Origin of the sequence: Lentzea sp. DG1S-22, from assembly GCF_036321065.1 — a bacterium.
In the GTDB taxonomy this organism is placed as follows: Bacteria; Actinomycetota; Actinomycetes; order Mycobacteriales; family Pseudonocardiaceae; genus Lentzea; species Lentzea jiangxiensis.
Genome location: NZ_CP143276.1, coordinates 6,444,658 through 6,468,393, shown reverse-complemented (window position 1 = coordinate 6,468,393; position 23,736 = coordinate 6,444,658). Strand labels below are relative to the sequence as shown.

Annotated in this window: 28 protein-coding genes; 4 read left to right on the top strand and 24 right to left on the bottom strand. The window is 70.4% G+C overall.

Annotation, left to right across the window (positions count from 1 at the left end):
- Window positions 1-13: 13 nt before the first annotated feature.
- Genes V1227_RS30480 through V1227_RS30470 form a run of 3 tightly spaced genes read right to left on the bottom strand, consistent with a single transcriptional unit; the run spans window position 14 to window position 1,867 of the window.
- A complete protein-coding gene (locus V1227_RS30480) occupies window positions 14-1,102 on the bottom strand; it encodes a PLP-dependent cysteine synthase family protein (RefSeq protein ID WP_329788784.1) in 1,089 nt (362 codons plus the stop codon).
- Window positions 1,103-1,128: 26 nt separating this feature from the next.
- Window positions 1,129-1,398, bottom strand: a complete 270-nt coding sequence (locus tag V1227_RS30475) for a DUF4229 domain-containing protein (protein ID WP_245732910.1) — start codon at window positions 1,396-1,398, stop codon at window positions 1,129-1,131.
- Entirely contained in the window at window positions 1,385-1,867 is a 483-nt protein-coding gene (locus V1227_RS30470) for an Lrp/AsnC family transcriptional regulator (RefSeq protein WP_090095890.1), read from the bottom strand. The genes V1227_RS30475 and V1227_RS30470 overlap by 14 nt, the downstream gene beginning before the upstream one ends.
- A gap of 162 nt (window positions 1,868-2,029) precedes the next feature.
- On the opposite strand from V1227_RS30470, the gene V1227_RS30465 reads away from it, so the two are divergent.
- Window positions 2,030-2,236, top strand: coding sequence for a BldC family transcriptional regulator (locus tag V1227_RS30465; protein ID WP_089915625.1), 207 nt, complete (start codon window positions 2,030-2,032; stop codon window positions 2,234-2,236).
- 57 nt (window positions 2,237-2,293) lie between these two features.
- Entirely contained in the window at window positions 2,294-2,461 is a 168-nt protein-coding gene (locus V1227_RS30460) for a hypothetical protein (protein ID WP_090046371.1), read from the top strand.
- Between the two features lie 57 nt (window positions 2,462-2,518).
- On the opposite strand, the gene V1227_RS30455 is transcribed toward V1227_RS30460, so the two are convergent.
- The 4 genes from V1227_RS30455 to V1227_RS30440 all read right to left on the bottom strand — a co-directional run bounded on the left by V1227_RS30455 (window position 2,519) and on the right by V1227_RS30440 (window position 7,141).
- Entirely contained in the window at window positions 2,519-3,829 is a 1,311-nt protein-coding gene (locus V1227_RS30455) for an AAA family ATPase (protein ID WP_329788783.1), read from the bottom strand.
- A gap of 101 nt (window positions 3,830-3,930) precedes the next feature.
- A complete protein-coding gene (gene ccsB, locus V1227_RS30450) occupies window positions 3,931-4,848 on the bottom strand; it encodes a c-type cytochrome biogenesis protein CcsB (protein WP_329788782.1) in 918 nt (305 codons plus the stop codon).
- A complete protein-coding gene (gene resB, locus V1227_RS30445; RefSeq protein WP_329794150.1) occupies window positions 4,848-6,323 on the bottom strand; it encodes a cytochrome c biogenesis protein ResB in 1,476 nt (491 codons plus the stop codon). The genes ccsB and resB overlap by 1 nt, the downstream gene beginning before the upstream one ends.
- 41 nt (window positions 6,324-6,364) lie before the next feature.
- Entirely contained in the window at window positions 6,365-7,141 is a 777-nt protein-coding gene (locus V1227_RS30440; protein ID WP_329788781.1) for a cytochrome c biogenesis CcdA family protein, read from the bottom strand.
- Between the two features lie 130 nt (window positions 7,142-7,271).
- On the opposite strand from V1227_RS30440, the gene V1227_RS30435 reads away from it, so the two are divergent.
- Window positions 7,272-8,261, top strand: coding sequence for a M64 family metallopeptidase (locus tag V1227_RS30435; RefSeq protein ID WP_329788780.1), 990 nt, complete (start codon window positions 7,272-7,274; stop codon window positions 8,259-8,261).
- A gap of 337 nt (window positions 8,262-8,598) precedes the next feature.
- Here V1227_RS30435 and V1227_RS30430 read toward each other — a convergent pair whose 3' ends face one another.
- The 17 genes from V1227_RS30430 to V1227_RS30350 form a co-directional block, all read right to left on the bottom strand.
- Window positions 8,599-9,156 (bottom strand): TlpA family protein disulfide reductase, encoded by a 558-nt coding sequence (locus V1227_RS30430; protein WP_329788779.1) that lies wholly within the window; start codon window positions 9,154-9,156, stop codon window positions 8,599-8,601.
- Window positions 9,153-9,782, bottom strand: coding sequence for a histidine phosphatase family protein (locus tag V1227_RS30425; protein WP_329788778.1), 630 nt, complete (start codon window positions 9,780-9,782; stop codon window positions 9,153-9,155). Before V1227_RS30425 ends, V1227_RS30430 begins: the two co-directional genes overlap by 4 nt.
- Window positions 9,779-11,074: a glutamate-1-semialdehyde 2,1-aminomutase gene (gene hemL, locus V1227_RS30420; RefSeq protein ID WP_329788777.1), complete on the bottom strand. Its 1,296-nt coding sequence runs from the start codon at window positions 11,072-11,074 to the stop codon at window positions 9,779-9,781. The genes V1227_RS30425 and hemL overlap by 4 nt, the downstream gene beginning before the upstream one ends.
- Before the next feature lie 10 nt (window positions 11,075-11,084).
- Window positions 11,085-11,435, bottom strand: coding sequence for a hypothetical protein (locus V1227_RS30415; RefSeq protein ID WP_329788776.1), 351 nt, complete (start codon window positions 11,433-11,435; stop codon window positions 11,085-11,087).
- 5 nt (window positions 11,436-11,440) lie between these two features.
- Window positions 11,441-11,860, bottom strand: coding sequence for a hypothetical protein (locus tag V1227_RS30410; RefSeq protein WP_329788775.1), 420 nt, complete (start codon window positions 11,858-11,860; stop codon window positions 11,441-11,443).
- Window positions 11,860-12,474 carry a hypothetical protein gene (locus tag V1227_RS30405; RefSeq protein WP_329788774.1) on the bottom strand — a complete coding sequence of 205 codons (615 nt, stop codon included), beginning with the start codon at window positions 12,472-12,474 and terminating at the stop codon, window positions 11,860-11,862. The genes V1227_RS30410 and V1227_RS30405 overlap by 1 nt, the downstream gene beginning before the upstream one ends.
- Window positions 12,471-12,872 carry a hypothetical protein gene (locus V1227_RS30400; RefSeq protein WP_329788773.1) on the bottom strand — a complete coding sequence of 134 codons (402 nt, stop codon included), beginning with the start codon at window positions 12,870-12,872 and terminating at the stop codon, window positions 12,471-12,473. Before V1227_RS30400 ends, V1227_RS30405 begins: the two co-directional genes overlap by 4 nt.
- Window positions 12,869-13,312: a hypothetical protein gene (locus V1227_RS30395; RefSeq protein ID WP_329788772.1), complete on the bottom strand. Its 444-nt coding sequence runs from the start codon at window positions 13,310-13,312 to the stop codon at window positions 12,869-12,871. Before V1227_RS30395 ends, V1227_RS30400 begins: the two co-directional genes overlap by 4 nt.
- A 9-nt stretch (window positions 13,313-13,321) precedes the next feature.
- Window positions 13,322-13,822, bottom strand: a complete 501-nt coding sequence (locus V1227_RS30390; RefSeq protein ID WP_329788771.1) for a hypothetical protein — start codon at window positions 13,820-13,822, stop codon at window positions 13,322-13,324.
- Window positions 13,807-14,781, bottom strand: a complete 975-nt coding sequence (hemB, locus tag V1227_RS30385) for a porphobilinogen synthase (protein WP_329788770.1) — start codon at window positions 14,779-14,781, stop codon at window positions 13,807-13,809. The genes V1227_RS30390 and hemB overlap by 16 nt, the downstream gene beginning before the upstream one ends.
- Before the next feature lie 78 nt (window positions 14,782-14,859).
- A complete protein-coding gene (locus V1227_RS30380) occupies window positions 14,860-16,392 on the bottom strand; it encodes a uroporphyrinogen-III synthase (RefSeq protein WP_236222047.1) in 1,533 nt (510 codons plus the stop codon).
- An 18-nt stretch (window positions 16,393-16,410) separates the two neighbouring features.
- On the bottom strand, window positions 16,411-17,346 hold the full coding sequence (hemC, locus tag V1227_RS30375) for a hydroxymethylbilane synthase (protein WP_236222049.1): 936 nt from the start codon (window positions 17,344-17,346) through the stop codon (window positions 16,411-16,413).
- Window positions 17,343-18,656, bottom strand: coding sequence for a glutamyl-tRNA reductase (locus tag V1227_RS30370; RefSeq protein ID WP_329788769.1), 1,314 nt, complete (start codon window positions 18,654-18,656; stop codon window positions 17,343-17,345). Before V1227_RS30370 ends, hemC begins: the two co-directional genes overlap by 4 nt.
- Before the next feature lie 37 nt (window positions 18,657-18,693).
- The gene (locus tag V1227_RS30365) at window positions 18,694-19,449 is read right to left on the bottom strand and encodes a redox-sensing transcriptional repressor Rex (protein WP_442916387.1); all 756 of its coding nucleotides are present in this window, start codon (window positions 19,447-19,449) and stop codon (window positions 18,694-18,696) included.
- 167 nt (window positions 19,450-19,616) lie between these two features.
- Window positions 19,617-21,086 (bottom strand): molybdopterin-dependent oxidoreductase, encoded by a 1,470-nt coding sequence (locus tag V1227_RS30360; protein ID WP_329788768.1) that lies wholly within the window; start codon window positions 21,084-21,086, stop codon window positions 19,617-19,619.
- A 67-nt stretch (window positions 21,087-21,153) separates the two neighbouring features.
- Window positions 21,154-21,390, bottom strand: coding sequence for a glutaredoxin family protein (locus V1227_RS30355; RefSeq protein ID WP_090094592.1), 237 nt, complete (start codon window positions 21,388-21,390; stop codon window positions 21,154-21,156).
- A gap of 4 nt (window positions 21,391-21,394) precedes the next feature.
- Window positions 21,395-22,870, bottom strand: coding sequence for an AMP-binding protein (locus V1227_RS30350; RefSeq protein WP_329788767.1), 1,476 nt, complete (start codon window positions 22,868-22,870; stop codon window positions 21,395-21,397).
- Between the two features lie 166 nt (window positions 22,871-23,036).
- Here V1227_RS30350 and V1227_RS30345 point away from each other — a divergent pair, with 166 nt between their 5' ends.
- Complete coding sequence (locus tag V1227_RS30345; RefSeq protein WP_442916386.1) at window positions 23,037-23,657, top strand: sigma-70 family RNA polymerase sigma factor; 621 nt, start codon at window positions 23,037-23,039, stop codon at window positions 23,655-23,657.
- The last annotated feature ends 79 nt before the right edge of the window (window positions 23,658-23,736 follow it).

Genomic DNA, 23,736 nt, shown 5'->3' with positions numbered 1-23,736 from the left:
CGCACAGCTCTCGTCACCAGTTCCCCGTGCGGTGGAAGTTGTCCAGCCGTTCCAGGCACGGGTCGAGGTGCATGCCCTGAGCGGCTACCCATGTGTCGTCGTAGTAGGTGTTCGCGTAACGCTCACCGCCGTCGCACAGCAGCGTGACCACGCTCCCGCGCGCACGGGACTGCCGCATCTCGGCGACGATCTGGAACGCTCCCCAGAGGTTCGTGCCGGTGGAGCCGCCGACGCGCCGGCCGAGCAGGTCCTCCACGTACCGGATCGTCGCGATCGACGACGCGTCCGGCACCTTGATCATCCGGTCGATCACCTCGCCGATGAACGACGGCTCCACCCGCGGCCGCCCGATGCCCTCGATGCCCGAGCCGCGCGTGGCCACCAGGTCGCGGTTGCCGTCGCGCCAGGCCTCGAAGAACACCGAGTGCTCCGGGTCGACGACGGCCAGCCGGGTGTTCAACTTCTGGTAGTGGATGTACCGGCCGATGGTGGCCGACGTGCCGCCCGTGCCCGCGCCCACGACGATCCAGTCGGGCTCGGGCGAGGGCTCCAGCCTCATCTGCTCGAAGATGGACTCGGCGATGTTGTTGTTGCCCCGCCAGTCCGTGGCCCGCTCGGCGTGGGTGAACTGGTCCATGAAGTGACCGCCGAGCTCGGCCGCGAGCCGCCGCGACTCGTCGTAGAGCGCCGACGGCTCGTCGATGAAGTGGCACTTCCCGCCCTGCCGCTCGATCAGCGCGACCTTCTCGGCCGAGGTCGAGCGGGGCATGACGGCGATGAACGGCAACCCCAGCAGCCGCGCGAAGTACGCCTCGGAGACCGCCGTCGACCCGGACGACGCCTCGATCACGGGGGTGCCGCCGGTGATCCAGCCGTTGCAGATGGCGTAGAGGAACAACGACCGCGCGAGCCGGTGCTTCAACGAGCCCGTGGGGTGCGTCGACTCGTCCTTCAGGTAGAGGTCGATGCCCCATTCGAGCGGAAGCGGGTAGCGCAGCAGGTGCGTGTCGGCGCTGCGGTTCGCGTCCGCCTCGATGATCCCGACGGCCTCGCACACCCAGTGCCTGGTCCTGCTGCAAACGCGGTCAACGGAGGTACTCACAGCCCGCACGATAACCGGCAGACGTCCTATGCCTGGGTGACAGGACCTTCGTCACCGCGCAGTTCGGACCGCAGCTTGTCCCGCTCGGCCCTGCGCGCCGCCTGGTGTTCGTTCAGGCCCACCGCGACCCGCTGGCGCAACCCCTTGAAGAGGAACAACGACGCCGGCAGCGCCACGACGACCCCGACGGCCAGCGCCGGCAGCAAAGGAACCTTGAACAACAGCAGCGCGCCGGTCACCACCGCGACGAGGCCGAGGCGTGCGAGGACGTAGAGCGTCACATCACGAGCGAGCACCCGTCCAGGTTACGTCGCCTTCCTCGTCGCCGGTGTTCGGGCGCCCCTCGAACCGCGTGGAGAGCACCACGGTCGTGCGGGTGCGGGCCACCCCGGGGATGCGCCGCAGACGGCCGAGCGAGCGCTCCAGGTCGTCGACGGTCGCCACCCTGACCTTGACGATGAACGACTCGTCGCCCGCCACCCGGTAGCAGGACTCGACCTCGTGCAGCTCACCGAGGGCGACGGCGACCTCGTTGTCGTCCGCGATGTCGGTGGGGTGGATCCCGATCAGCGCCGTCACGCCCAGGCCGACCGCGCTGGGGTCCACGACGGCGTGGTAGCCGACGATCACGCCGCTGGACTCGAGCTTGCCGACCCGCTCGTGCACGGCGGACGCGGACAGGCCGACCTGCCTGCCGAGATCGGCGTACGTGGCCCGTCCGTTGGCGCGCAGCGCGGCGATGATCTGCCGATCAAGAGCATCCACCCGCGACACCCTATGCCCCACGTGTCCGGGCACACAGCGGACCTCGGGTGTCCGGTTCGCCCTCTGCGTCCCTTACTACCTCTTTACCAAACAACAAGCGTTCGAGTACCTGATGGGTCAGATGCCACGATCAGACCGGAACGTCTGATCTGAGGAGGACGAGTGACTGCAGCCACCGAGCGGCTCTTGACGCCTGGGGAAGTCGCCAATCTGTTCCGGGTCGACCCGAAGACCGTGACCCGATGGGCCACCGCAGGTCGCATCGGCTCGATCCGCACCCCTGGAGGACATCGCAGGTTCCGTGAGACCGAGGTGAAGCAGCTCCTCTCGGAGCTGACGACCGAGGCGACTGAACCCGTTCGCCATTGAAACCGTGGTAACTCCTGTGCCGCGGGTAATCTCGTGGCAAAGGGAGGTGGCGACACGATGATCTACCTGCTGGCGGTGATCGGTGCGCTCACCGTGGCTGTGCTCGTGTGGCGAGCGTTCGCCCCGCAGCACTCGGAGTACACCCCAGGCCGCAAGGTGATCGCACCCGACGACGACCCGGAGTTCCTGCGCAAGCTCGACGAGCAGCGCAAGCGCGAGGAGTGAACGGAAAAGGGGCCCTGATCGCAGGACCCCTTTCCGCCACTGTCAGACGTACCCGCCTCAGGAGTGCGGGAAGTCGTCCGCGACCACCGCGGCGAGTTCCAGCAACGCGAGCCGGGTCTCCGGCGCGAGCTGGTCCAGCGCGATCTCGGCGCCCTCCTCGAGGTGGGCGTCGAACGGCAGGCGGACCACGGCACGGCACCGCTGCTGGAAGTGGGCGGCGAGCTTGTCGAGGTCGACCTTGCCCGACTTCGGGCGCACCGAGTTGATCACGCACACGGACTTCGCGACCAGGTCGCGGTAGCCGTGCGCCTCCAGCCAGTCGAGCGTCGCGGCCGAGGTCTGCGCGCCGTCGACGGAGCCGGACGACACCAGGACCAGCGAGTCCGCCTCGTCCAGCACGCCCTTCATCGCCGAGTGCATCAGTCCGGTGCCGCAGTCGGTCAGCACGATGTTGTAGAAGTGCTCCAGCAACGCCACCGTGCGCCGGTAGTCCTCTTCGCTGAACGCCTCCGACACCGCCGGGTCCTGCTCGGACGCCAGCACCTCGAGGCGCGCGGGCGACTGCGAGGTGTACGCGCGCACGTCGCTGTACTTCGTGATCCGCGGTGCGTCGCGCAGAAGGTGGCGCACGGTCGCCGTGGTCTCCCGCGGGATCTTCAGCGCCAGCGTGCCGCGGTCGGGGTTCGCGTCGACGGCGATCACCCGGTCACCGCGCAGCGACGAGAACGTCGAGCCCAGCGTCGTGGTCGTCGTGGTCTTGCCGACACCGCCCTTGAGCGACAGCATCGCGATCTTGTAGCACCCGCGCAGCGGCTGGTTGATCCGCGCGATCAGCTCGCGGCGGCGCACGTCGGCAGGGCTCTCGCCGAGGTTGATGGCGCCACCGGTGACCGTGTGCAGGGTCTTGCGCCAGCCCGACGTCGGCGGGCGCTTCTCCTTCTTGATCAGCTGCTGCGACGACACTTCCTGCGCCTGCGAGCGGTACTGCTGCTGCGGGAAGTTGTTCGGGAACGGCGAGCCCGCGAACTGCCCGTACTGCGCCGCGTTCTGCCCCGTGCTGTGCGGACCCGACGGGCCACCACCGACCGGATGAGCACCCGACTGGCCGCCGCCCACCTGGTAGCTGCCCGACTGCGAACCGGGCACCGGGTACGGACCCGACGCGGTGCCGGGCACCTGGTAGGGACCGGAGGCACCGCCGGGCACCTGGTACGGGCCGGAGGGGTTGCCGCCCACGTGGTAGGGGCCGGATAGGCCGCCGCCGACGTGCTGCGGGCCGGATTGCTGCGGGTCGAGGTAGGCCGCCGCCTGAGGGTCGACGTACTGCGGGCCGGAGCCCTGTTCCTCACCCGGTGGTTGCCATGTCACCGCTGTGGCCCTCCCTGAGCAAGGGGACCAGGACTTCCCCGACCCCCGGGTTGCGACGGTACGCAACCACCAGCGGTTCCATCGACGTGGGGGCCAACTCGTCAGAGACCGGCGTAAGAATGCAACCCGGTCGCGACCAAGTTGATGAAGAACAGGTTGAAGACGTTCAGCGCGAAGCCCGCGACGTTGATCCAAGCGGCCCCGCGGCCACGCCAACCGGCCGTCGCACGCGCGTGCAGGTACGCCGCGTAGACCACCCACGAGACGAACGCCACCGTCTCCTTGGGGTCCCAGCCCCAGAACCGGCCCCACGCCGCTTCCGCCCAGATCGCGCCGCAGATGATGCCCGCGGTGAACAGCGGGAACGCGAGCACCGTGGTCCGGTACGACATGCGGTCGAGCACGTCGGCGGACGGGAGCTTCGGGAAGCGGTCGGTCTTGCGGTCCTTGAGCAGGTAGAGGATCGACGTGACGCCCGGGATCAGCAGGATGCCGGAGGAGATCGAGATCACGGAGACGTGGATCACCAGCCAGTACGACCGCAGCGCGGGCTGGACCGGCGCCGACTCGGCGTAGAGGACGGTGCCGCCGAGGAACAGCAGGACCAGGATCGGGGGCAGCACGAACACGCCGAGCCGGCGGATCGGGAACTTGACCATCAGCACGATCCACGTCGCCACGGCCGCGAGGCACAGCAGCGACATGTACTCGTACATGTTGCCCCAGGGCGCCCGCCCGGCTGACAGACCGCGCATGACCAACGACCCGAGGTGCAGCAACGCGCCGAGGACCGTCATCGCGGCGCCCATGCGGCCGATGCGTTCGGCCCTGGTCAGCTCGCTCTTCGGCTCGTCGGTGAGGACGTCCGGCGCACCGGCTCCGACCAGCGCCCCGGCCTTGCGCGGCGCACGGGAGAAGGCCTGCTCGACCGCGTAGAGCAGGACAGCGAACAGGTAGACGCCCAGAGCGCTGCGGTACAGCCAGTCGCTGTAGGTCGCGAGTGTCTCGTTGACCGGCATCAGGACTTCTCCTCGTTCAAGACCGCGCGGGCGAGGCGCGTGAACTCCTCACCGTATCCTGCCTGGTCAGTACGGGCGAGCCCGCCGACCTCGACCAAAGTACGCCCGTCCTCCAAACGGGTCGCACGCACCCACACCCTGCGGCGCTTGACGGTCAGCGAGACCCCCAGGCCGAGGATGATCAGGATGGCGAACGCCAGCACGTACCCCTGGGTCGGGTCGTGCGAGACCTGCAACGACACCCAGTCGCTCACGGAGTCGAAGCGCACCTTGGTGCCGTCGTCGAGCGCGATCTCCTCGCCCAGCGCGAGGTTCTTGCGCGCGACCTTCTGCAACCGGCCCTGCTCGACCAGCTTCCCGTCGATCGAGAAGATCGACTGGCCACGTCCGTCGTCCACGCCAAGATCGCCGCGGTACACGTCGACGGCGACCATCGGGTTGTTCAGCGCGGGGAACTTCGAGGTCAGGATGCCGCCGTGCAACAGCGGCGTCGGCGCCAGCAGCCCCGTCACCGCGATCTGGTTCTTGCGCCGCGTCTCGGAGTCCGTGATGCCCGGCGGGTCGAACTTCGTGGCGCCCTCGGAGGCCAGCGTGAGCTGGTCGGCCGGCAGCCACTGGATGCCCTGCGTCCGCTTCTCGCCGTTGGGGAACGTCACCGTGAACGTCGGCGTGTAGCCGTGGCCGAGCAGGTAGACGCGGTCGCCGTCGGTGCGCAGCGGGTGGTTGACCTGCAGCGTGTAGGGCTTCCAGGTGTTCGCGGCGAGGTCCTGGCCCGACTGGTAGCGGATGTCCGCCTGGAAGCCGACGGGCTGGCCGTTGTCGAGGTACTCGGCGGAGAACTCGCCGATCTCGACGCAGAACGGCGTGAGGTCCGTGCCGTCGACCTGCAGGCCCGGCCGGAACGAGTCGTAGTTGAAGATGCCGCCGTTGCAGAACTGGCCACCGTTCGCCTGGACGATGACCTGGCCCTCGTAGCTGAACATCTTGCCCAGCGCGAACGACACCAGCAGGCCCAGCAGCGCGAAGTGGAAGACCAGGTTGCCGGTCTCGCGCAGGAACCCGCGCTCGGCGCTGACCGTGCCCTCGCCGGCGTCCATCCGCCAGCCTCGCATGGCCTTCTTCGCGCGCTCGACGGCCTCGTCCGGCGTGATGTCGAGCTCGGCCTGCGCGTGGTGCGGCATGCGGGAGAGGTTGCGCGGCGTCAGCACCGGCTTCGAGCGCATCTGCTTGAAGTACTCCCACGTGCGGGGCAGCAGGCACCCGACGAGGGAGGTGAACAGCAGCAGGTAGATCGCGGCGAACCACGGCGTCGCGTAGACCTCGAAGAACCCGAGCTTCAGGAGCAGCTCGCCCCACCAGCCCCTTTGAGCGACGTACTCGTCGACCTTGGCCGCGTTGAGCGACAACTGCGGCAGCAGCGCACCGGGCATCGCCGCGAGCGCGAGCAGGAACAGCAGCGTCAGCGCGGTCCTCATCGACGTGAGGCCGCGCCACGTGTTGCGCAGGAAGGCGATCACTAGAGCGGCAACTCCACGACGTCGACGAACGAGTAGCGCAGCCACCCGACGAACTCACCCCAGAGCCCGGTGACCAGCGCGATCCCGACCAGGATCAGCAGCACGCCGCCGAAGATCTGCACCTGCCGGGCGTGCGTGCGCAGCCACTTCGTGACTCCCAGCGCCCACCGGGCCCCGAGCGCGAGCACCACGAACGGCAACCCGAGCCCCAGGCAGTACGCGAGCACCAGCACGGCCCCGCGCACCGTCGACGACCCGACCTCGGTGCTGCGCGCCACGGCCAGCACCCCGGCGAGCGTCGGCCCGAGGCACGGCGTCCACCCGAGCGCGAACACGGCCCCGAGCAACGGCGCCCCGACCAGCCCGGCCCTGGGCTTCGCGTGGAACCGCACGTCCTTCTGCAGCGCCGGCACCAGCCCGATGAACACGAGCCCCATCAGGATCGTGACGACCCCACCGATGCGTTGGAACAGATCAGCGTTGAGCAGCAACGCATCCGTGGCACCGAGGATCGTCATCGAGGCCAGCACGAAGACCACCGTGAACCCGCCCACGAACAGCAGCGAGGCCCCGGCCACCCGCAACCGCCCCGCCTTCGCGGGCTCGTCGGCCTCGACCCGGGGCGCCTCGGCCCCGACCAGCCCGGCGAGGTACGCGAGGTAACCGGGCACGAGCGGCACCACGCACGGCGACGCGAACGAGATGAAGCCAGCGAGCAGAGCAACCCCGGTGGCCAGCAGCAACGGCCCGGAGATCGCCAGATCGGTGGGGTTCACACACCTCAGAGTAGGTAGTTGCCCAGATCACGCGACGACCGGTGTCGGTTTTGACCCGACACAAGGCTTGGGTGAAAAGTACCGACAATTGCCGCTTGTGAGTGACATCATGGTTGCTTAGCGTCAACACATGCATCGTTCGCGGCTGCTCCTCCCAGCGCTGACCGTCACCGCGCTGGCCCTGTTCGCGCAGGTACCGACCGGTGGCGCCGCCCCGGCGATGGAATGGCGCGAGGTCTTCGGCGAAGACGGCTCGATCACGCAGGTCCGGACCCCGAAGGCACCGGCGGAGAAGTCAGCGGGCCTCCAAGCCCTCGCAGCGGCGGAAGTCACGAAGGTCTTCGGCGACCGCGACTCGTCCGACGCCTTCGACCTGGTCTTCGTGGGCGACGGCTACACGGCCGACGACCTCGCCACCTACACGGCGAACGTGCAGAGCAAGTGGGACGAGCTCTCCGCGGTGGAACCCTTCGCCACCTACAAGGCGTACTTCAACGTCTGGCAGGTCAACGTCATCTCGAACGAGTCCGGCGTGGACCACGACCCGACCAAGGGCATCGCGAAGGACACCGCCCTCGACATGGGCTTCTGGTGCCAGGGCCGGGACGCCAATACGGAACGCCTCCTCTGCGTCAACGAGACCAAGGCCAAGGAGTACGCCGCCCTCGCCCCGCAGGCGGACCAGGTCATCGCCCTCGGCAACACCGCGAAGTACGGCGGAGCAGGCGGCTCGGTGGCCACCGCCGCGGGCTCGAACGCCTCAGCGGGCCAGATCGCGATCCACGAGCTGGGCCACTCGATCGGCGGCCTGGCCGACGAGTACGACTACCCCTACGCCACCTACACCGGCACCGAACCACGCGAGTTCAACGTGACCAAGGACCCGACCGGCGCCAAGTGGGGCGAGTACCTGGGCCAGCCCTCCCCGGACGGCGGCGTGATCGCCCCGGTCGAGGGTGCGAGGTACTACAAGAACGGCCTGTACCGCCCCACCGAGAACTCGATCATGCGAACCCTGGGCAAGCAGTTCAACTCGATCGGCCGCGACGCGATGGTCAAGGCGTTCAAGGCGAAGATCCCGTCGCTGAACGAGCCGGTGGCAGCACCTCCCGCGCCTTAACCGGCTGGCGACCCCACGCGAGACCAAAGCTCCAGCGCGAGGCGGAAGGCGAGCCGTAGCGATGGCGAAGCCGAGCCGCTTTGGCCTTTCGCTGGCCCCACCCCACAACGGACGCAACAGGCGTGCCATCAACCCGCCAACGCGCGGCACCCTCGATCAGATTGCTGCGGTCTGGGGGCAGAGCCTCCAGGGGGAAGCACGCAACGCAACAGGCCGCGCGCAACACGGGCAACGCCACCCGAAAACCGCCACAACCAGCGCAAATGCAAGCTAACGCAGGCGTTCCCCCACCCTCAGGACCCCTCGCAACACAACCTACCCAGAACCCCCGACAAGATCATTCCCGAGCCAGCTCGTCCACAACACCCTGCAGGTCGGAAGCCAGAACAGGTACCAGGAAAACAGCGGCCACCCGATGCTCCTTGTCCACCACGAAAGTGGAGGGAACGGCATTGGCGGGCAACCCCCGGAACACGTTCACAAAACTACGAGAAGAAGCATCGTAGATGGACGGGTAGGTCAGCGACCGGTCCCGCATGAAGTCCCGCGGCTGGGCCTTCGACGTCTCCTTGACGTCGACCCCGAGCACCTGGGTCCCGGAGTCGAAGACCTTCTGCATTTCCGGGGCCTCGGTGCGGCAGGGTCCGCACCAGGCACCCCAGATGTTGATGACGACGGGTTTCCCGGCGAAGTCGGACAGCCGGACGGTCCGGCCGTCCTCCATCAGGGACTCCCCCTCGAGCCCCGTCAACGGCTTCCGCTCGCCGGCCGCGTACCGGATCTTCACCTGCCCGCCGGGTGCCACGAGGTAGAACTCGCCGGCGCCGATCTGGGCGACGTCCTTGCCGGTGGCGCACCCCGCCAGCAGCAACAGCAGGACCAGGAGGCGCTTCATGCCCCGGTCACCCTGGGGTTGGTGGCCCCGACGGGCTCGGTGTAGGCGATCCGGACCAGCTGCTCGCCCTCGAAGACGAGCGAGGTCAGAGAAGCCAGCGAGCACTCGCGCCGGCGCGGGTCGTGCCACATCCGCTTGCCCTCCAGGAACCGGCGCACGGTCCAGATCGGCAGCTGGTGGGAGATGCACACGGCCTCGTGCCCCTCGGCCAGCGACCGGGCCTTCTGCACGGCTCCCAGCATCCGGTGGGCGATCTCGATGTACGGCTCACCCCACGACGGCCGGAACGGGTTCACGAGCTTCGGCCAGTGCTGGGGGGAGCGCAGGGCACCGTCCCCCACGGCCACCTTCAGCCCCTCGAACTGGTTGTCGGCCTCGATCAGCCGCTCGTCCGTCGCGAGTTCCAGCCGGTGCGAGTCGGCGATGGGGGCGGCGGTCTGCTGTGCACGGTCCAAAGGCGACGCGACGACGTGCACGATGTCGCGGTCCGCCAGGTGTTCGGCGACGGTCAGGGCCTGCTTCTGACCGCGCTCGGACAGCTTGAAGCCGGGGATGCGGCCGTAGAGGATGCCGGTCGGGTTGTGCACCTCGCCGTGGCGGAGCAGGTGGACGGTGGTGCGGCTCACTGGCGGGCCTCCTTGGCGGCGCGGGCCGCGTGCGGCAGTGCGTCGGCGATCACGGCGAACTCCTCTTCACCCATGGCGGCGTTCACGAACCACGCCTCGAAGGCCGAGGGCGGGGCGTAGACGCCTCGTTCGAGCAGGGCGTGGAAGAACGGCGGGAAGCGCCACGTCTCGCACGCCTGGGCGCCCGCGTAGTCCTTCACCTCCGAGGAACCGAAGAACACGCTCACCATGTTCCCGGCGAACTGCACGCGGTGCTCGACGCCCGCGTCGGTCAGCGCGGCGGTGAAGAGCGCGCCCAGGCGGGTCGCGTTGCGGTTCAGGGCCGCGTAGACGTCGTCGTCGGCCGCGCGCAGCGTGGCCAGGCCGGCGGCGACCGCCACGGGGTTCCCGGACAGCGTTCCGGCCTGGTAGACGGGGCCGGAGGGCGCGAGCCGCGCCATGACGTCCGCGCGGCCGCCGAACGCCGCCGCGGGCAGGCCGCCGGACATGACCTTGCCGAACGTGTAGAGGTCGCCGCGCACGCGCTCGAGGCCGTACCAGCCGGCGCGCGAGACGCGGAAGCCCGTCATGACCTCGTCCATGACGAGGAGCGCGCCGTCGGCGTCGCACAGGTCGCGCAGGCCCTGGTTGAAGTCGGCCCCCGGCGCGACGGCGCCCATGTTGCCCGCCGCGGCCTCGGTGATGACGCAGGCGATCTCGCCGGGGTTCTCGGCGAACGCCGCCCGCACGGCCTCGATGTCGTTGTACGGCAGCACGATCGTGTCCTCGGCCTGCGCGCCCGTGACACCCGGCGACGAGGGCAGCCCGAGCGTCGCGACGCCGGAGCCCGCCTGGGCGAGCAGCGCGTCGACGTGGCCGTGGTAGCAGCCGGCGAACTTGACGACCTTGCGGCGCTCGGTGAAGCCGCGGGCCAGGCGGATCGCGCTCATCGTGGCCTCGGTGCCCGAGTTGACCAGGCGGACCTGCCGGACCGGCTCGACGCGGTCGACGATCTCGGCCGCGAGGTCGATCTCCCCCTCGGTCGGCGTGCCGAACGACAGCCCGGAGGAGGCCGCTTCCCGCACCGCATCGACCACGGCCGGGTGGGCGTGCCCGAGGATCATCGGACCCCACGAGGCCACCAGGTCGACGTACCGGTTGCCGTCCGCGTCCCACAGGTGCGGGCCCTCGCCGCGCACCATGAAGCGCGGAGTGCCTCCGACGGAGTGGAACGCCCGCACCGGAGAGTTGACCCCGCCGGGGGTCAGCGTCGACGCGCGCTCGAACAGGGCCTGGGATCGACTCGCAGTCACGATCCCAGTCTCACATGTCGGAGTCGGCGGCTTTCTGCGGCCGGGTGCGCACGGCCAGCAGGCCCTGCCGCACGGCGTCGAGGGCGAGGACCACGGCCAGCGTCACCGCGCCGGCGGCGGTGCCCAGCCAGTTTCCGTACAGGCGCGTGGAGGTCAGCGACGCGCCGCCGTCGCCGGGGTACTCGAGGCGCACGACACCGCGGTTCCAGCACCACACGGCGGCGACGACCAGCAGGACGATCGCGACGACCTCGCCGGCGGCGATGAGCCACCGCTTGGGCTGGTGCAGGCCCGGGCCGGCCGGCGGCGCCTCTTCGGGCTCCTCCACGACGGTCTCCGGCTCGGTCACGGCCTCTGTCACGCCGCTCACCTTCTCACGACCCGGCGCAGCGCCGCGAGGAAGGCATCCGGATCACGCGCCCAGCCCAGCACCACCGCGCCGTCGCGCAACCGCAGCGGCACGGCGGTCGTCCCCTTGGGCACCGACCACCCGCCGCCGAGCACCCGCGCACCGGCCGGCGCGCCCACGTCCGAGCAGGCCTCGATCATCGCGACGGGCATCTTCTCGCGCCCGAACTGGGCCTCCTCGGCCGTCAGCACGACGCTGCCGGTCTTCACCCGGCCGTGGACCCACAGCACCGCGCCGAGCGTCAGCCCGAGGCCCACGATGGTCCACAGGGCCACGGACGCGGGCCCGGTCAAGAGCTCGACGAGGTACCCGGCCACCGCGAACGCCGGTCCCCACAGCAACGGCCACCAGCTGCTGCCCGACTCGCGGTAGAGCACTAGCGCACGTACCTGTTCGACGCGGGCAGGAACTGCAGCACGAGGGCGGCGACGGTCAGCCCCGTCGTCACGATGGTCATCGTCACGGCCGGCTGCCACACCTCCCCGCCCACCGCGATGAACGTGATGGCCATCATCGACAGGATCCCGAGCACGCCGAGGATGGTGAGCAGGATCCGCGCCCAGTTCTGACCGTTGCGCAGCACGATGGCGAACGCGACGTACGGCGCGGCGGCGACGAGCATGGCGAAGCCGAACAACGTCGCCATCACCCGCAGCCCGAGCTCGCCGGCCTGGCGGTCCTCCTCGGAGAGCACCCTGTCGCCGTTGACGAAGAAGTCGGCGTTGGTGAGCAGCATCACCGGCAGCACGGCCACGGACAGCACGGCGCCCGCGATCCAGGTCCACGCCGCCGCGGTGATCGTGGCGGGCCTCGGCGGGGCCATCTCGTAGGGCTGCACCGGCGGCAGCGGCGCCATCGAGAAGCTCTCCTGCCCGACGTGGCTCACCTGGTACTGCCCGCCGGGCTGCGGCGCCACCGGGTAGGCGCCCGCCGGGTTCTGCCACTGGACGTCGTCGCCCGGGTTCGCCCACGGGTCGTGCGGTTGGGTCACTGCTCACGCACCTCCGCCAGCCACTGTGCCGTACGCGCCTGCCACGTGAAGACGATCGCGGCGCAGATGAGCAGCAACGTGACCAGGTTGGACGCGCTGACGCCGAGGAACAGGATCCAGATCATGTGCAGGACCGCGATGAACGACAGCGCGACCCGCGGCCAGTTCTTGCGCTTGAGGAAGAGCCTCGTGAGCCACGCGTAGGCGGCGACGAAGACCAGCGCGACGACCGACAGCGTCGTCAGGAAGCTCGTGACCTGCCCGGACGTCCAGTTCGTCAGCTGCTGGACCTCACCGCGCTGGAACCACAGCCCCGCCGTGGTGAACACGACGAAGACCGCGTTCGCGAGCCAGAGCCCGACCGCGATGCGGACGGGCCGGGGAACGTCCTCCTTCACGCCGCCTGCCCGCGTTCGGTGAGGTGGTCGCTCGACTGCCGGAAGTAGAAGAGCACCAGTCCGGACACGGCGACCAGGGCGGTCACGACGCCGAGCACGTTCGTGATCATCTGGAAGAACAGCCCGATCAGCAGCGTGATCATCAGGCCGGTGCGGCTCTTCTTCAGCCCGGACCGCACCTTGCCCGCGAACCACACCGCGAGCCCGGCCAGCACGAGCGTGACCACCAGCGAGACGACGACCACGACGGTCGTGCTCGAGACGAGCATGTCCCGCGTGATCTTCGGGTCCCTGTTCGCCCTGACGGCGGCGTCGACCAGCAGGTCGGTGTTGAAGGCCATGTACAACGCGGACAGCACGCCGAGTGCGGAGCCGGCGACGACGAGCCAGTAGCCCGCGGTGATCGCGCGGGGGGTGCCCGGTTCCTTCGGTGACTTCACGGTCGAAACCTAGGTGCGCGGCAAGGCGCTGTCCACCGCGCCGCGTTTCCGGAAGTGCCCGGGCACCCGGTACATCAGCACGACCGCCGTCGTTTCGAGCACCGCGGTGACCACCGTGACGGCCAGGTCGAGCGGCCGCATCTCCACGCCCGCGGCGCCGCTGACCCACGCCACGAGCCGGAACAGTCCGAAAGCGACGGACGCGACGCCCAGGACCGTCAGCACGACCCTGGCCCAGTTGCGGCCGTGCGCCATCCTGTTGGCCAGCCTCGTGTACACGAGCAGGAACGCGGCCGCGACCACGAGTCCGAAGAGGACACCGCGGTCGACGGCGGCGTCGACCTGGTCCTGCCCCAGTGCGGGGTTCTGGCGGCGTGCTTCGGCGACGAGGGTCTCGCGGTCGAAGAGCTCCGCGACGAACCGCGTCATGCCGACGCACGCGCCGGCGATCCACAGCCAGCGCGCGACGTCGACCAGCTTCGGGACGGGGGTGGCTACCGGTCCAGCCACCGGGCGGCTTCCACGGCCCAGTAGGTGAGCACGATGTCCGCACCGGCGCGGCGGATGGACGTGAGCGACTCGAGGATCGAGCGCTCCCGGTCGATCCAGCCGTTCGCGGCGGCGGCCTCGATCATCGCGTACTCACCGGAGATCTGGTACGCCGCAACGGGAACGTCCGAGACCTCGGCGACCGCGCGCAGCACGTCCAGGTACAGCAGGGCGGGCTTGACCATGACCATGTCCGCGCCCTCGGCGAGGTCCAGCCGCACCTCGCGCATCGCCTCGCGGGCGTTCGCGGGGTCCTGCTGGTAGGTCTTGCGGTCGCCCGCGAGCTGCGACTCGACGGCGTCGCGGAACGGGCCGTAGAACGCCGAGGCGTACTTCACCGCGTACGCGAGGATGCCGGTGCCGGTGAAGCCCGCGGCGTCCAGGGCGTTGCGGATGAAGGCGATCTGGCCGTCCATCATGCCGCTGGGGCCGACGACGTGGGCGCCGGCGCGCGCCTGGGCCACGGCCAGCTCGCCGTAGGCCTGCAGCGTGGCGTCGTTGTCGACGGTGCCGTCGGCGGCGAGCACGCCGCAGTGGCCGTGGTCGGTGAACTCGTCGAGGCAGCAGTCCGACATGAGGACGGTGCTGTCGCCCAGCTCCGCGCGCAGGTCGTTCAGCGCGACGTTGAGGACGCCGTCCGGGTCGGTGCCGGCGGACCCGACGGCGTCGCGCTCGGCCGGGACGCCGAACAGCATGATGCCGCCGACACCCGCCTGAACGGCCTCGACCGCGGCCTTGCGCAGCGAGTCGCGCGTGTGCTGCAGAACGCCCGGCATGCTGCTGATCCCGGCCGGCTCCGCCAGGCCTTCCTTCACGAACATCGGCAGCACGAGCTGGCGGGGGCGCACCTCGGTCTCGGAGACCAGGCGGCGCATGGCGGGCGTCGTGCGCAGACGCCTCGGCCGGTGAAGTGGGTACATCGGGAGACTCCCTGACCTCGAGAGAGTCGAAGGGGCCACCCAAAGGATCTTGAGTGGCCCCGACGGCTTCAGTGTGTTCTAGCTCCTGCGCAGGCGCTTGGTCTTGCGCGGCGGAGGCAGCGCTCCCTCGGCGCGCAACCGGGCGGCGTGGGCGGCCAGCGCGTCGACCAGCGCGGGCACGTTCGCCTCCTCGGGCTGCACGTCGACCCGGAGGCCGAACTCCCGCGCCGTCTCGGCGGTCTGCGGGCCGATGCACGCGACCAGCGTGCGGGCGTGCGGCTTGCCCGCGATGCCGACCAGGTTCCGCACGGTCGACGAGGAGGTGAAGCACACCGCGTCGAAACCACCGGACTTGATCATCTCGCGGGTGTCGGCGGGCGGCGGGGCCGCACGCACGGTGCGGTACGCCGTCACGTCGTCGATCTCCCAGCCACGCTCGCGCAGGCCCGCGGCCAGCGTCTCGGTGGCGATGTCGGCCCGCGGCAGCAGCACGCGGTCGACCGGGTCCAGGATGTCGTCGTAGGGCGGGAAGTCGTTCAGCAGGCCCTCGGACGACTGCTCACCGGACGGCACGAGCTCGGGGATGATGCCGAACGAGCGCACCTTCGCGGCCGTGGCCTCGCCGACGCAGGCGATCTTCACGCCGGAGAACGCGCGGGCGTCCAGGCCGAACTCGCGGAACTTCTCCCACACGGCGCGCACGGCGTTGGTCGAGGTGAAGACGACCCACTGGTAGCGGCCGTCGACGAGGCCCTTGACCGAGCGCTCCATCTGCGCGGGGCTGCGGGGCGGCTCGACGGAGATCGTCGGCACCTCGACGGCGATCGCGCCGTGCGAGTGCAGGCGCTCGCTCATCGCGCCGGCCTGCTCCTTGGTCCTCGGGACCAGCACCCGCCAGCCGTACAGCGCCCGCGACTCCCACCAGGAGAGCTTGGAGCGCGCGGCCGCGGCGGCGCCGACCGTGACGACCAGCGGGCCGCCCATCTCACCGGCGTCGGCCGCGACGGCGGCCAGCGTGGTGTCGACGGTGCGCTGCTGGAAGCCCGTGCCCTCGGCGGTCACGGCGACCGGGGTCTGCGGCGCGAGGCCGTTCTCGACCAGGTTCGACGCGGCCTCGGCGAGGTGCGAGCCGGTCGCGTGCAGCACGAGCGTGCCGGGCGAGGCCGCGAGGCCCGCCCAGTCCGTCACCGCGCGCACGTCGACCTCGGTGTGCACACCGCCGAGCGCGACGCCCGCGTACGCCGGGACCGCGGTGCCCGAGGGCACGCCGGGGACGACGTCGAACGGGATCGTCGACTTCGCGACGGCCTGCGCCTCCTTGACGACCGAGTCGAGCGTCAGCGGGTCACCCGCGACGAGGCGGACGACCGTGGCGCCGTTCTTCGCCTCGTTCACCAGGTCCTTGGCCACGTCGGCGGACTCGCCGACGGCGGGGCGGACCTCGACTCCCTCCGGCACGGTCGCGAGGACGTCCGCGGGGACGTCCGGGTCGGTGACCACGAGTTCAGCCCTGGTGAGCAAGTCGTGGGCCCGGACCGTGAGCAGCCCGGTGTCGCCGGGGCCGGAGCCCACGAAGGCGACGCGTCCGGGGGTCTTGCGTGCGCGGGTCATCAGGGCACTCCCCATCGATTACGCCTCTGGACCGCTGAGAACCGCGGCCCCGAGGTCGAGCAACTCGGCGGCCAGCGCCCGGCCGAGTCCCTCAGCTTCGGTCAAGTCACCGGTGGCGGACGCGCGGAGGAGATCGTTCTCCGGCGTCGCTGCGACCCCGCGCAGGGAAAGTCGGTACACGACCTTGCCCTCGTCGTCGAGGTCTTCCACCACATCGGCCAGCGCGCCGACCGGCGCGCTGCAGCCCGCCTCGAGCGCGGCCAGCATGGCGCGCTCGGCGGTCACAGCGGCCCGGCTGGCCGAATCGTCCAGAGTGGACTGGATCAGGTGCTCGGCGTCGACGTCGTCGACCCGGCACTCGACTGCCAACGCGCCCTGTGCGGGCGCGGGAAGCATCTGGATGGGCTCCAGCGTCTCGGTGATCTCGCCGACGCGACCCAGGCGCGCGATGCCGGCACGGGCCAGCACCACGGCGTCGAGCTCACCGCCGCGGACCTTGCCGATGCGCGTGTCCACGTTGCCGCGCAACGGGACGATGTTCAGCCCGAGGCCCAACGCCTCCAGCTGGGCCGCGCGGCGCGGGGAGCCCGTGCCCACGGTGGACCCCGGCGGCAGCTCGCCGAGCGTGAGGCCGTCGCGCGCCACGAGGGCGTCGCGCGGGTCCTCGCGCTGGGGCACGGCCGCGAGCACGAGACGGGGGTCCGGCGCGGTCGGGAGGTCCTTGTAGGAGTGGACGGCGATGTCGATCTCACCGTTCGCGAGCGCGTCGCGGAGAGCCGACGTGAAGACACCGATGCCGATCTGCGCGATCGGCGCGTCGGAGAGGTCGCCCGGCGTCTTGACGACGACGATCTCGACCTGGGCGCCGGCGGCCCTGAGGGCCTCGGCGACGGTACCCGTCTGCGCCAGCGCCAGGGCGCTGCCTCGGGTACCCATCCGTAGGGTGCGGGTCACCGCGTTTCACCATCCACAGAAGACTTGGTCTGACTGACAACCCCAGGCGTCTGGGGGTCGAGCCCGAAGAGCTCGCGGAGAGCCTCCGCGTAGCCGGTGCCACCAGGGGCGGAGGCGAGCTCCTTCACCCTGACGGTCGGCGTGTGCAGGAGCTTGTCTACAACGCGGCGCACCGTCTTGGCCAATTCACCGCGTGTCGCGGCGTCCAGTTCGGGAAGCCGCGAATCGAGGCGGAGCAGCTCGGCGTCGACCACCTCGGCCGCCCGCTTGCGCAGGGCCGTGACGGTCGGCGTGACCTCGGCGGAGCGCTGGCCCGCGAGGTAGGCCTTCACCTCGTCGGCGACCAGCCGGGCCGCCAGGCGGGCGTCCTGGCCCGCGGGGGCGTCGGAGAGGCGCCGCTGCAGCGTTTCCAGGTCCACCACACGAACGTTCGGCAGCTCGGCGGCGGCCGGGTCGACGTCCTTGGGCAGGCCCAGGTCGCACACGACCAGCGGCCGCGAGCGCTTGCCGATCATGTCGGCGCGGACGGTCGTGCCGACCGAGCCGGTGCACGCGAAGACGATGTCCGCGAGGTCGATCTCGACGGGCAGCGCGGTGAGGTCGACGGCCGTCGAGGGCACGCCCTCGACCTTGAGCGACGTGGCGAGACGCACACCGTTGGCCTGCGTCCGGTTCGCGATGACGACCTCGCCGATGCCCGCGCGGCGCAGGTGCGCGGCGGCGAGCCCGCCCATGGCGCCGGCGCCGACGAGCAGCGCCCGCTTGCCGACGAGGGTGCCCAGCGCGGTCTCGGCGTCGGCGAGGGCCTCGGACACGACCGACGCGCCCGCGTGGTCGATGCCGGTCTCGGCGTGCACGCGCTTGCCGACGCGCAGCGCGTTCTGGGTGAGCTCGTGGACGGTCCTGCCGACGGTGCCCGCCTCGTCCGCCGCCGCGTACGCGCCGCGCAGCTGGCCGAGGATCTGGGACTCGCCGACGACCATCGAGTCGAGGCCGGCCGCGACGGAGAACAGGTGCTCGACGGCAGCGGCGGCGTAGTGCACGTAGAAGTGCTCGTAGAGCGCTTGGGGCTCGATCTGGGCGTGCTGCGCGAGGACGTCGACGACCTCGGACATGCCGCCGTGGAACGACTCGACGACGGCGTAGACCTCGACCCTGTTGCAGGTCGACACGACCATCGCCTCGGAGACGCTCGGGGCGGCGAGGAGCTGGCCGAGAACCTTGGGCAGGTCCGGCTCTGCCACGGTGACGCGTTCCAGGACCGGGACGGGGGCGGTGCGGTGCGAAAGCCCGACTGCTAGCACGCTCATGCACTCACCACGTCTGCCGGAGCCGTCTGGCTCACGCTCACGGGCGAATCACCATCCCGTCCACACCGAGTCCGTTGTTGCCGACCGAGACGCTGGCAGCCTCGTCCGCACGTCGAGCGACGTGGAACGACAGGATCTGCATCTCGACCGCCAAGTCAACCTTGCGCACCTCGACGTTGTCTGGAACTTGGAGGACAACTGGTGCGAAGTTCAGAATGCACTGGACGCCCGCAGATACCAAACGGTCGCAAACCGACTGAGCGGCGGGCGGCGGCGTGGCGATGACGCCGATCGACACCTCGCGCTCGAGGCAGACGGCGGTGATGTCGTCGATGTGGTTGACGGGGATGCCCCCAACAGGGATTCCGATGAGATCGGCGTCCACGTCGAAGAGGGCGGTGACCGGGAAGCCCCGGCCGGGGAACCCGCCGTAGTTCGCGAGAGCGTGACCAAGGTTACCGATGCCGACGACGGCCACCGAGTGGTTGCGGGTGAGGCCGAGGATGCGCTCGATGTGGCTCACGAGGACCTCGACGTCGTACCCGACGCCCCTCGTGCCGTAGCTGCCGATGTAGCTCAGGTCCTTGCGGAGCTTCGCCGCGTTGACGCCCGCGGCCTGGCTCAGCTCTTCGCTGGAGACCGCCGTGACGCCCTGGTCGGCCATGCCGGACAGCACGCGGAGGTACACGGCGAGCCGGGCCACGGCCGCCTCGGGGATCGCACGAGCGCGCTCCCTGTCGGCAGGCTCCGCAGGGGTGGTGGTCGTCTCACCTTCGCCCCGCTGTGCTGCCACGCTCTCCGACCTCCGGGTGTGCTCCACCGCAGGGATCCGCGGCGTTGGTGATGTGCACACCGTACCGCTTGTGAACGGATGCACAAAGTCGATGATCGGTGGCGCGGGCCCCGGTCACAGGGCGTGACCAGCACTTCCGTCGTTCATGATCACTACGGGGTGAGCGCCTACTCGACGGTGAAGGTGACCGAGTGCCATCCCGTCGCACCGTCGGGAACGGGGTCGAGGCGGGCCTGGTCCTGGGTGGCCCCGGACTTGTCGGTGGCCCGGCACTCGGCCGTGTGACTGCCCGGCCGCAGGTCGAGCTCGACGCGCCACATCCGCCAGGTGGTGTCGCTGACGTCGGCGCCGAGCTGCGCCTCCCGCCACGGCCCGCCGTCGATCCGGACCTCGACCTTCGCCACTCCCCTGGGCTGGGCCCAGGCCGTGCCGGCGATGACCGTCCTGCCCCGCACCTCGCCGTTGCGCGCGGGCCGGTCGATGCGGGAGGACGCCTTGACCGGCGCCCGCGTCGCCCAGCCGCGCGGGATCCAGTAGCCCTGGTCCTGGGCGAACGTCGTGACCTCGAGGTCGGTGACCCACTTCGTCGCGGAGACGTAGCCGTACAGGCCCGGCACGACGAGCCGCGCCGGGAAGCCGTGCTCGGCGGGCAGCGGCTGACCGTTCATGCCGATCGCGATGAGCCCTTTTTCGAGGACGTAGTCGAGCGGGCTGCCGGCCGTGAAGCCGTCGTCGCTGGTGCTGAACAGCTGGTCGGCGCCGGCCTTCACACCGGCCTCGCGCAGCACGTCGCCGATCCGGACGCCGATGAAGTTCGCCGTGGAGGTGTACGGGCCGCCGACCTCGTTGGACACGCAGGTCAGGGTCACCGTCTCCTCGACGAGGTCCCGGCCGCGGATCTCCTCGAACGAGAGCACCATCGGCCGTTCGACCATCCCGTGCACCCGCAGTGCCCACTCCTCGGCCCGGATCCGGGGCACGCTCAGCGCGGTGTCGATCCGGTAGAAGTCCTCGTTGCTCGTGATGAAGCTCGGCGTGCCGTCCCGCACGAAGTCGGCGCCGACGGGGATCTCGGGCGCCTTGACCTTCGGCGTGAGATCGCCGACGGCCCGCCTGCTGCCCTCGACGTCGGTCCGGCTGCCGAAGACCTGGCCCACGACCCCCGCGGTGACCGCGAGACCCGCCGTGATCAGGAAGTCGCGCCTGCTCGCGCTCTCCCGCGCCTCCTTGTGCAGGTAGCGGAACACGTAGACGCCGGCGGCCGCGCTGGCGACCGGCGCCAGGACGGCGAGCGCGCCGACGTCGGGCCTCGTGGCGACCGCGACCACCCCGACGAACCCGAGCAGGACGGCCACCAGCGATCCCGGCGCGGGGCTGTTCCTGCTGGCCAGCCCGGCGCCGGCCCCGATGCCGACCAGGACGACCGCCATGCCGGTGAGCAGCACCAGCTTGTCCGCCGTGCCGAACGTGCTGACGGCGAAGTCCTTCAGCCACGACGGCGTGAGGTCGATGAACGCGTTGCCCACCGCCAGGTAGGGCGAGGCGCTCAGGCCCACGAACGCCGCCACCAGGTGCCCGGCCGCGAGCGCGGCGAGCAGGGCGAGCAGTCCGGTCAGGGCGGCCTTGGCGGGCTTCATGCCTTCAATTCGACACCGGGCGGGCCCTGGTTCGCGTGAGCCGTAAGGGCTCGGTAACCACCCGGGCTCAGGCGAGGGCCGCCCGCAGGCGGTCCTCCTCCACCTCCCAGTACCCGTGCTCCGCGCCGTCCACGAGGAACACCGGCACCCGGTCGCCGTACTCGGCCCGCAGCTCCGGGTCGGAGTCGACGTCCTCGACGGACCAGGTGGCGCCCGTGTCGGCGCAGATCCGCTCGATCTCGGCCGCCGCCTCCTCGCAGGCGTGGCACGACACCCGGCTCATCAACGTCACGTGGTGGGTCATGCCGTCATGCTCCCAGGGGCCTGCGGAGCAAGGCGCGGGCCAGCTTGCCGGTCGGCGAGTGCGGCAGCGCCGGGGCGAACTCGACCTTCGTCGGCACCTTGAACTTGGCGAGCCGCGCCGCGCAGTGGGCCACGACGTCCTCCGGCGTCAGCTCCTGGCCGTCGCGCAGCACGAGCACGACCTTCACCGACTCGCCGGTCTTCTCGTCCGGCACGCCGACGGCCGCGGTCTCCAGGACCTGCTCCATCTCGCAGACGACCTGCTCGACCTCGTGCGGGTAGACGTTGAAGCCGTTGACGATGATCAGGTCGCCGGCGCGGTCGACCAGGTGCAGGTCGCCGTCGGCGTCGATGAAGCCGACGTCGCCCGTGCGGAACCAGCCGGAGGAGTCCGGGCCGTGCGCGCCGTCGGGCCAGTAGCCGCTGAAGAGGTTGTCGCCCTTCGCGGACACCAGGCCCGTGCCGGGCTCGTCCTCGTCGATGTCGAGCACCGAGCCGTCCGTGTCGACCAGCCGGATCTCGACGCCGGGCAGCGCCCTGCCCACCGAGCCCGGCTTCGGCACGCCGCCGACCAGCGTGGACGTGAGCACGGGGCCGGTCTCGGTCAGGCCGTAGCCCTCGTAGACCGGGATGCCGATCACGCCGCGCATCTCGGCGATGACGCTCGCGGGCAGCGGGGCCGCGCCGGAGGTGAACAGGCGGACGGTCGCGAGCTTCTCGCGCAGCACCTCGACCGGGTGCGCGAGCAGCGCCCGGTACATGGGCGGCACGCCGACCATCGTCGTGACGCGGTGCTCCTCGATGACGTCCAGAGCGGTGGACGGCTCGAAGCGCTCCAGCAGGACCGCCGTCGCGCCGGCGCCCGCCACCTGCAGCAGGCCGGGGCCGAGGCCGTAGACGTGGAACAGCGGCAGCGCGAGCAGCACCCTGTCGCCCGCCGTGACGGGGGCGGGGCGCAGGGAGGCGCACTGCGAGACGTTCGCGAGCAGCGCCCGGTGCGACAGCATCGCGCCGCGCGGCACGCCGGACGTGCCCGACGTGTAGCCGAGCACCGCCAGGTCCTCACCGCCGCCGACGGCCTCGAACGGCTCCGCGGTGGCCGTGACGTCCGGGAGGTCGAGGACGTGCGCGTCGGCCCCCTCGCCGTCGCCGACCAGGAACCGGGCACCCGAGTCGGCGAGGATCCGCTGGAGCTCGCGCGGCGGGTTGCCGGGGCCGGTGGGCACCACGACGCCACCCGCGCGCAGGACCCCGAACACCGCGACCACGAACTCGGGGCCCGTGGGGAGCCGTAACGCCACGCGGTCGCCCGATCGGAGGCCCGAATCAGCCAAATGGCGGGCGAAAGCATCGGTCGCGGAGTCGATTGTTTTCCACGTGAGGCTCTTTCCGCTCGCGACGTCGACCAGTGCGACGTGGCTGGGTCCCCGCTGTGCCGAGGCACGGACCAGATCTGAGACATTGCGAGCGGAAGTCACCATGGCCTCCTCATGAACAACTGAACGCTTGGAGCAGTGTTCCACGCGTGACGGGCGTCATGAAGCCGCGGTTCGCGCGTCTCCCCGTCGCAACCCCGTCCGCTACCTACTACGGAGTAACAACACGTATGCTGCCGCCACGGCGACTCTGTGGAGGTGCCGCGAGCCGATGACCGCGCGGGCACGACCGAACACGATCAGGACCACCCGGACCATGACGGGAGGTCGACACGACAACGCCGCCGACGAGCCGTGGCAGCTCGTCAAGGCCGCCCAGGAGGGTGACACCGGGGCGTTCGGAGTGCTGTACGACAAGTACGTCGACATGGTGTTCCGCTATGTCCTCTTCCGGGTGGGCGGCGACCGCGCGTTCGCCGAGGACGTGACCAGCGAGACGTTCCTGCGCGCGCTGCGGAGCATCGGTTCGGTCAGCTACCAGGGCCGCGACGTCGGCGCGTGGTTCGTGACGATCGCCCGCAACATCGTGTTCGACCACGTGAAGTCGAGCCGCTACCGGCTCGAGGTCACGACCGCCGAGCTCCAGGACAACCGCGAGGAGACGAGCGGCCCGGAGCAGGAGGTCATGACCGAGGCGACCAACGCGGAGCTGCTCCGGTGCGTCTCACAACTGGGTGACGACCAGCGCGAGTGCATCGTGCTGAGGTTCATCGAGGGCAAGTCGGTGTCCGAGGTCGCGCAGCTCATGGACCGCAACGAGGGCGCCGTGAAGGCGTTGCAACACCGGGCCGTGAGGCGGCTCGCGCAGATCCTCCCGTCGTGGTTGCGGTGATCGCGATCGCACACGCGTAACCCAAAGCACATCAACTTCGTTACTCGGGCTGAGATGGACGGCAAGGGAAGAACACCGC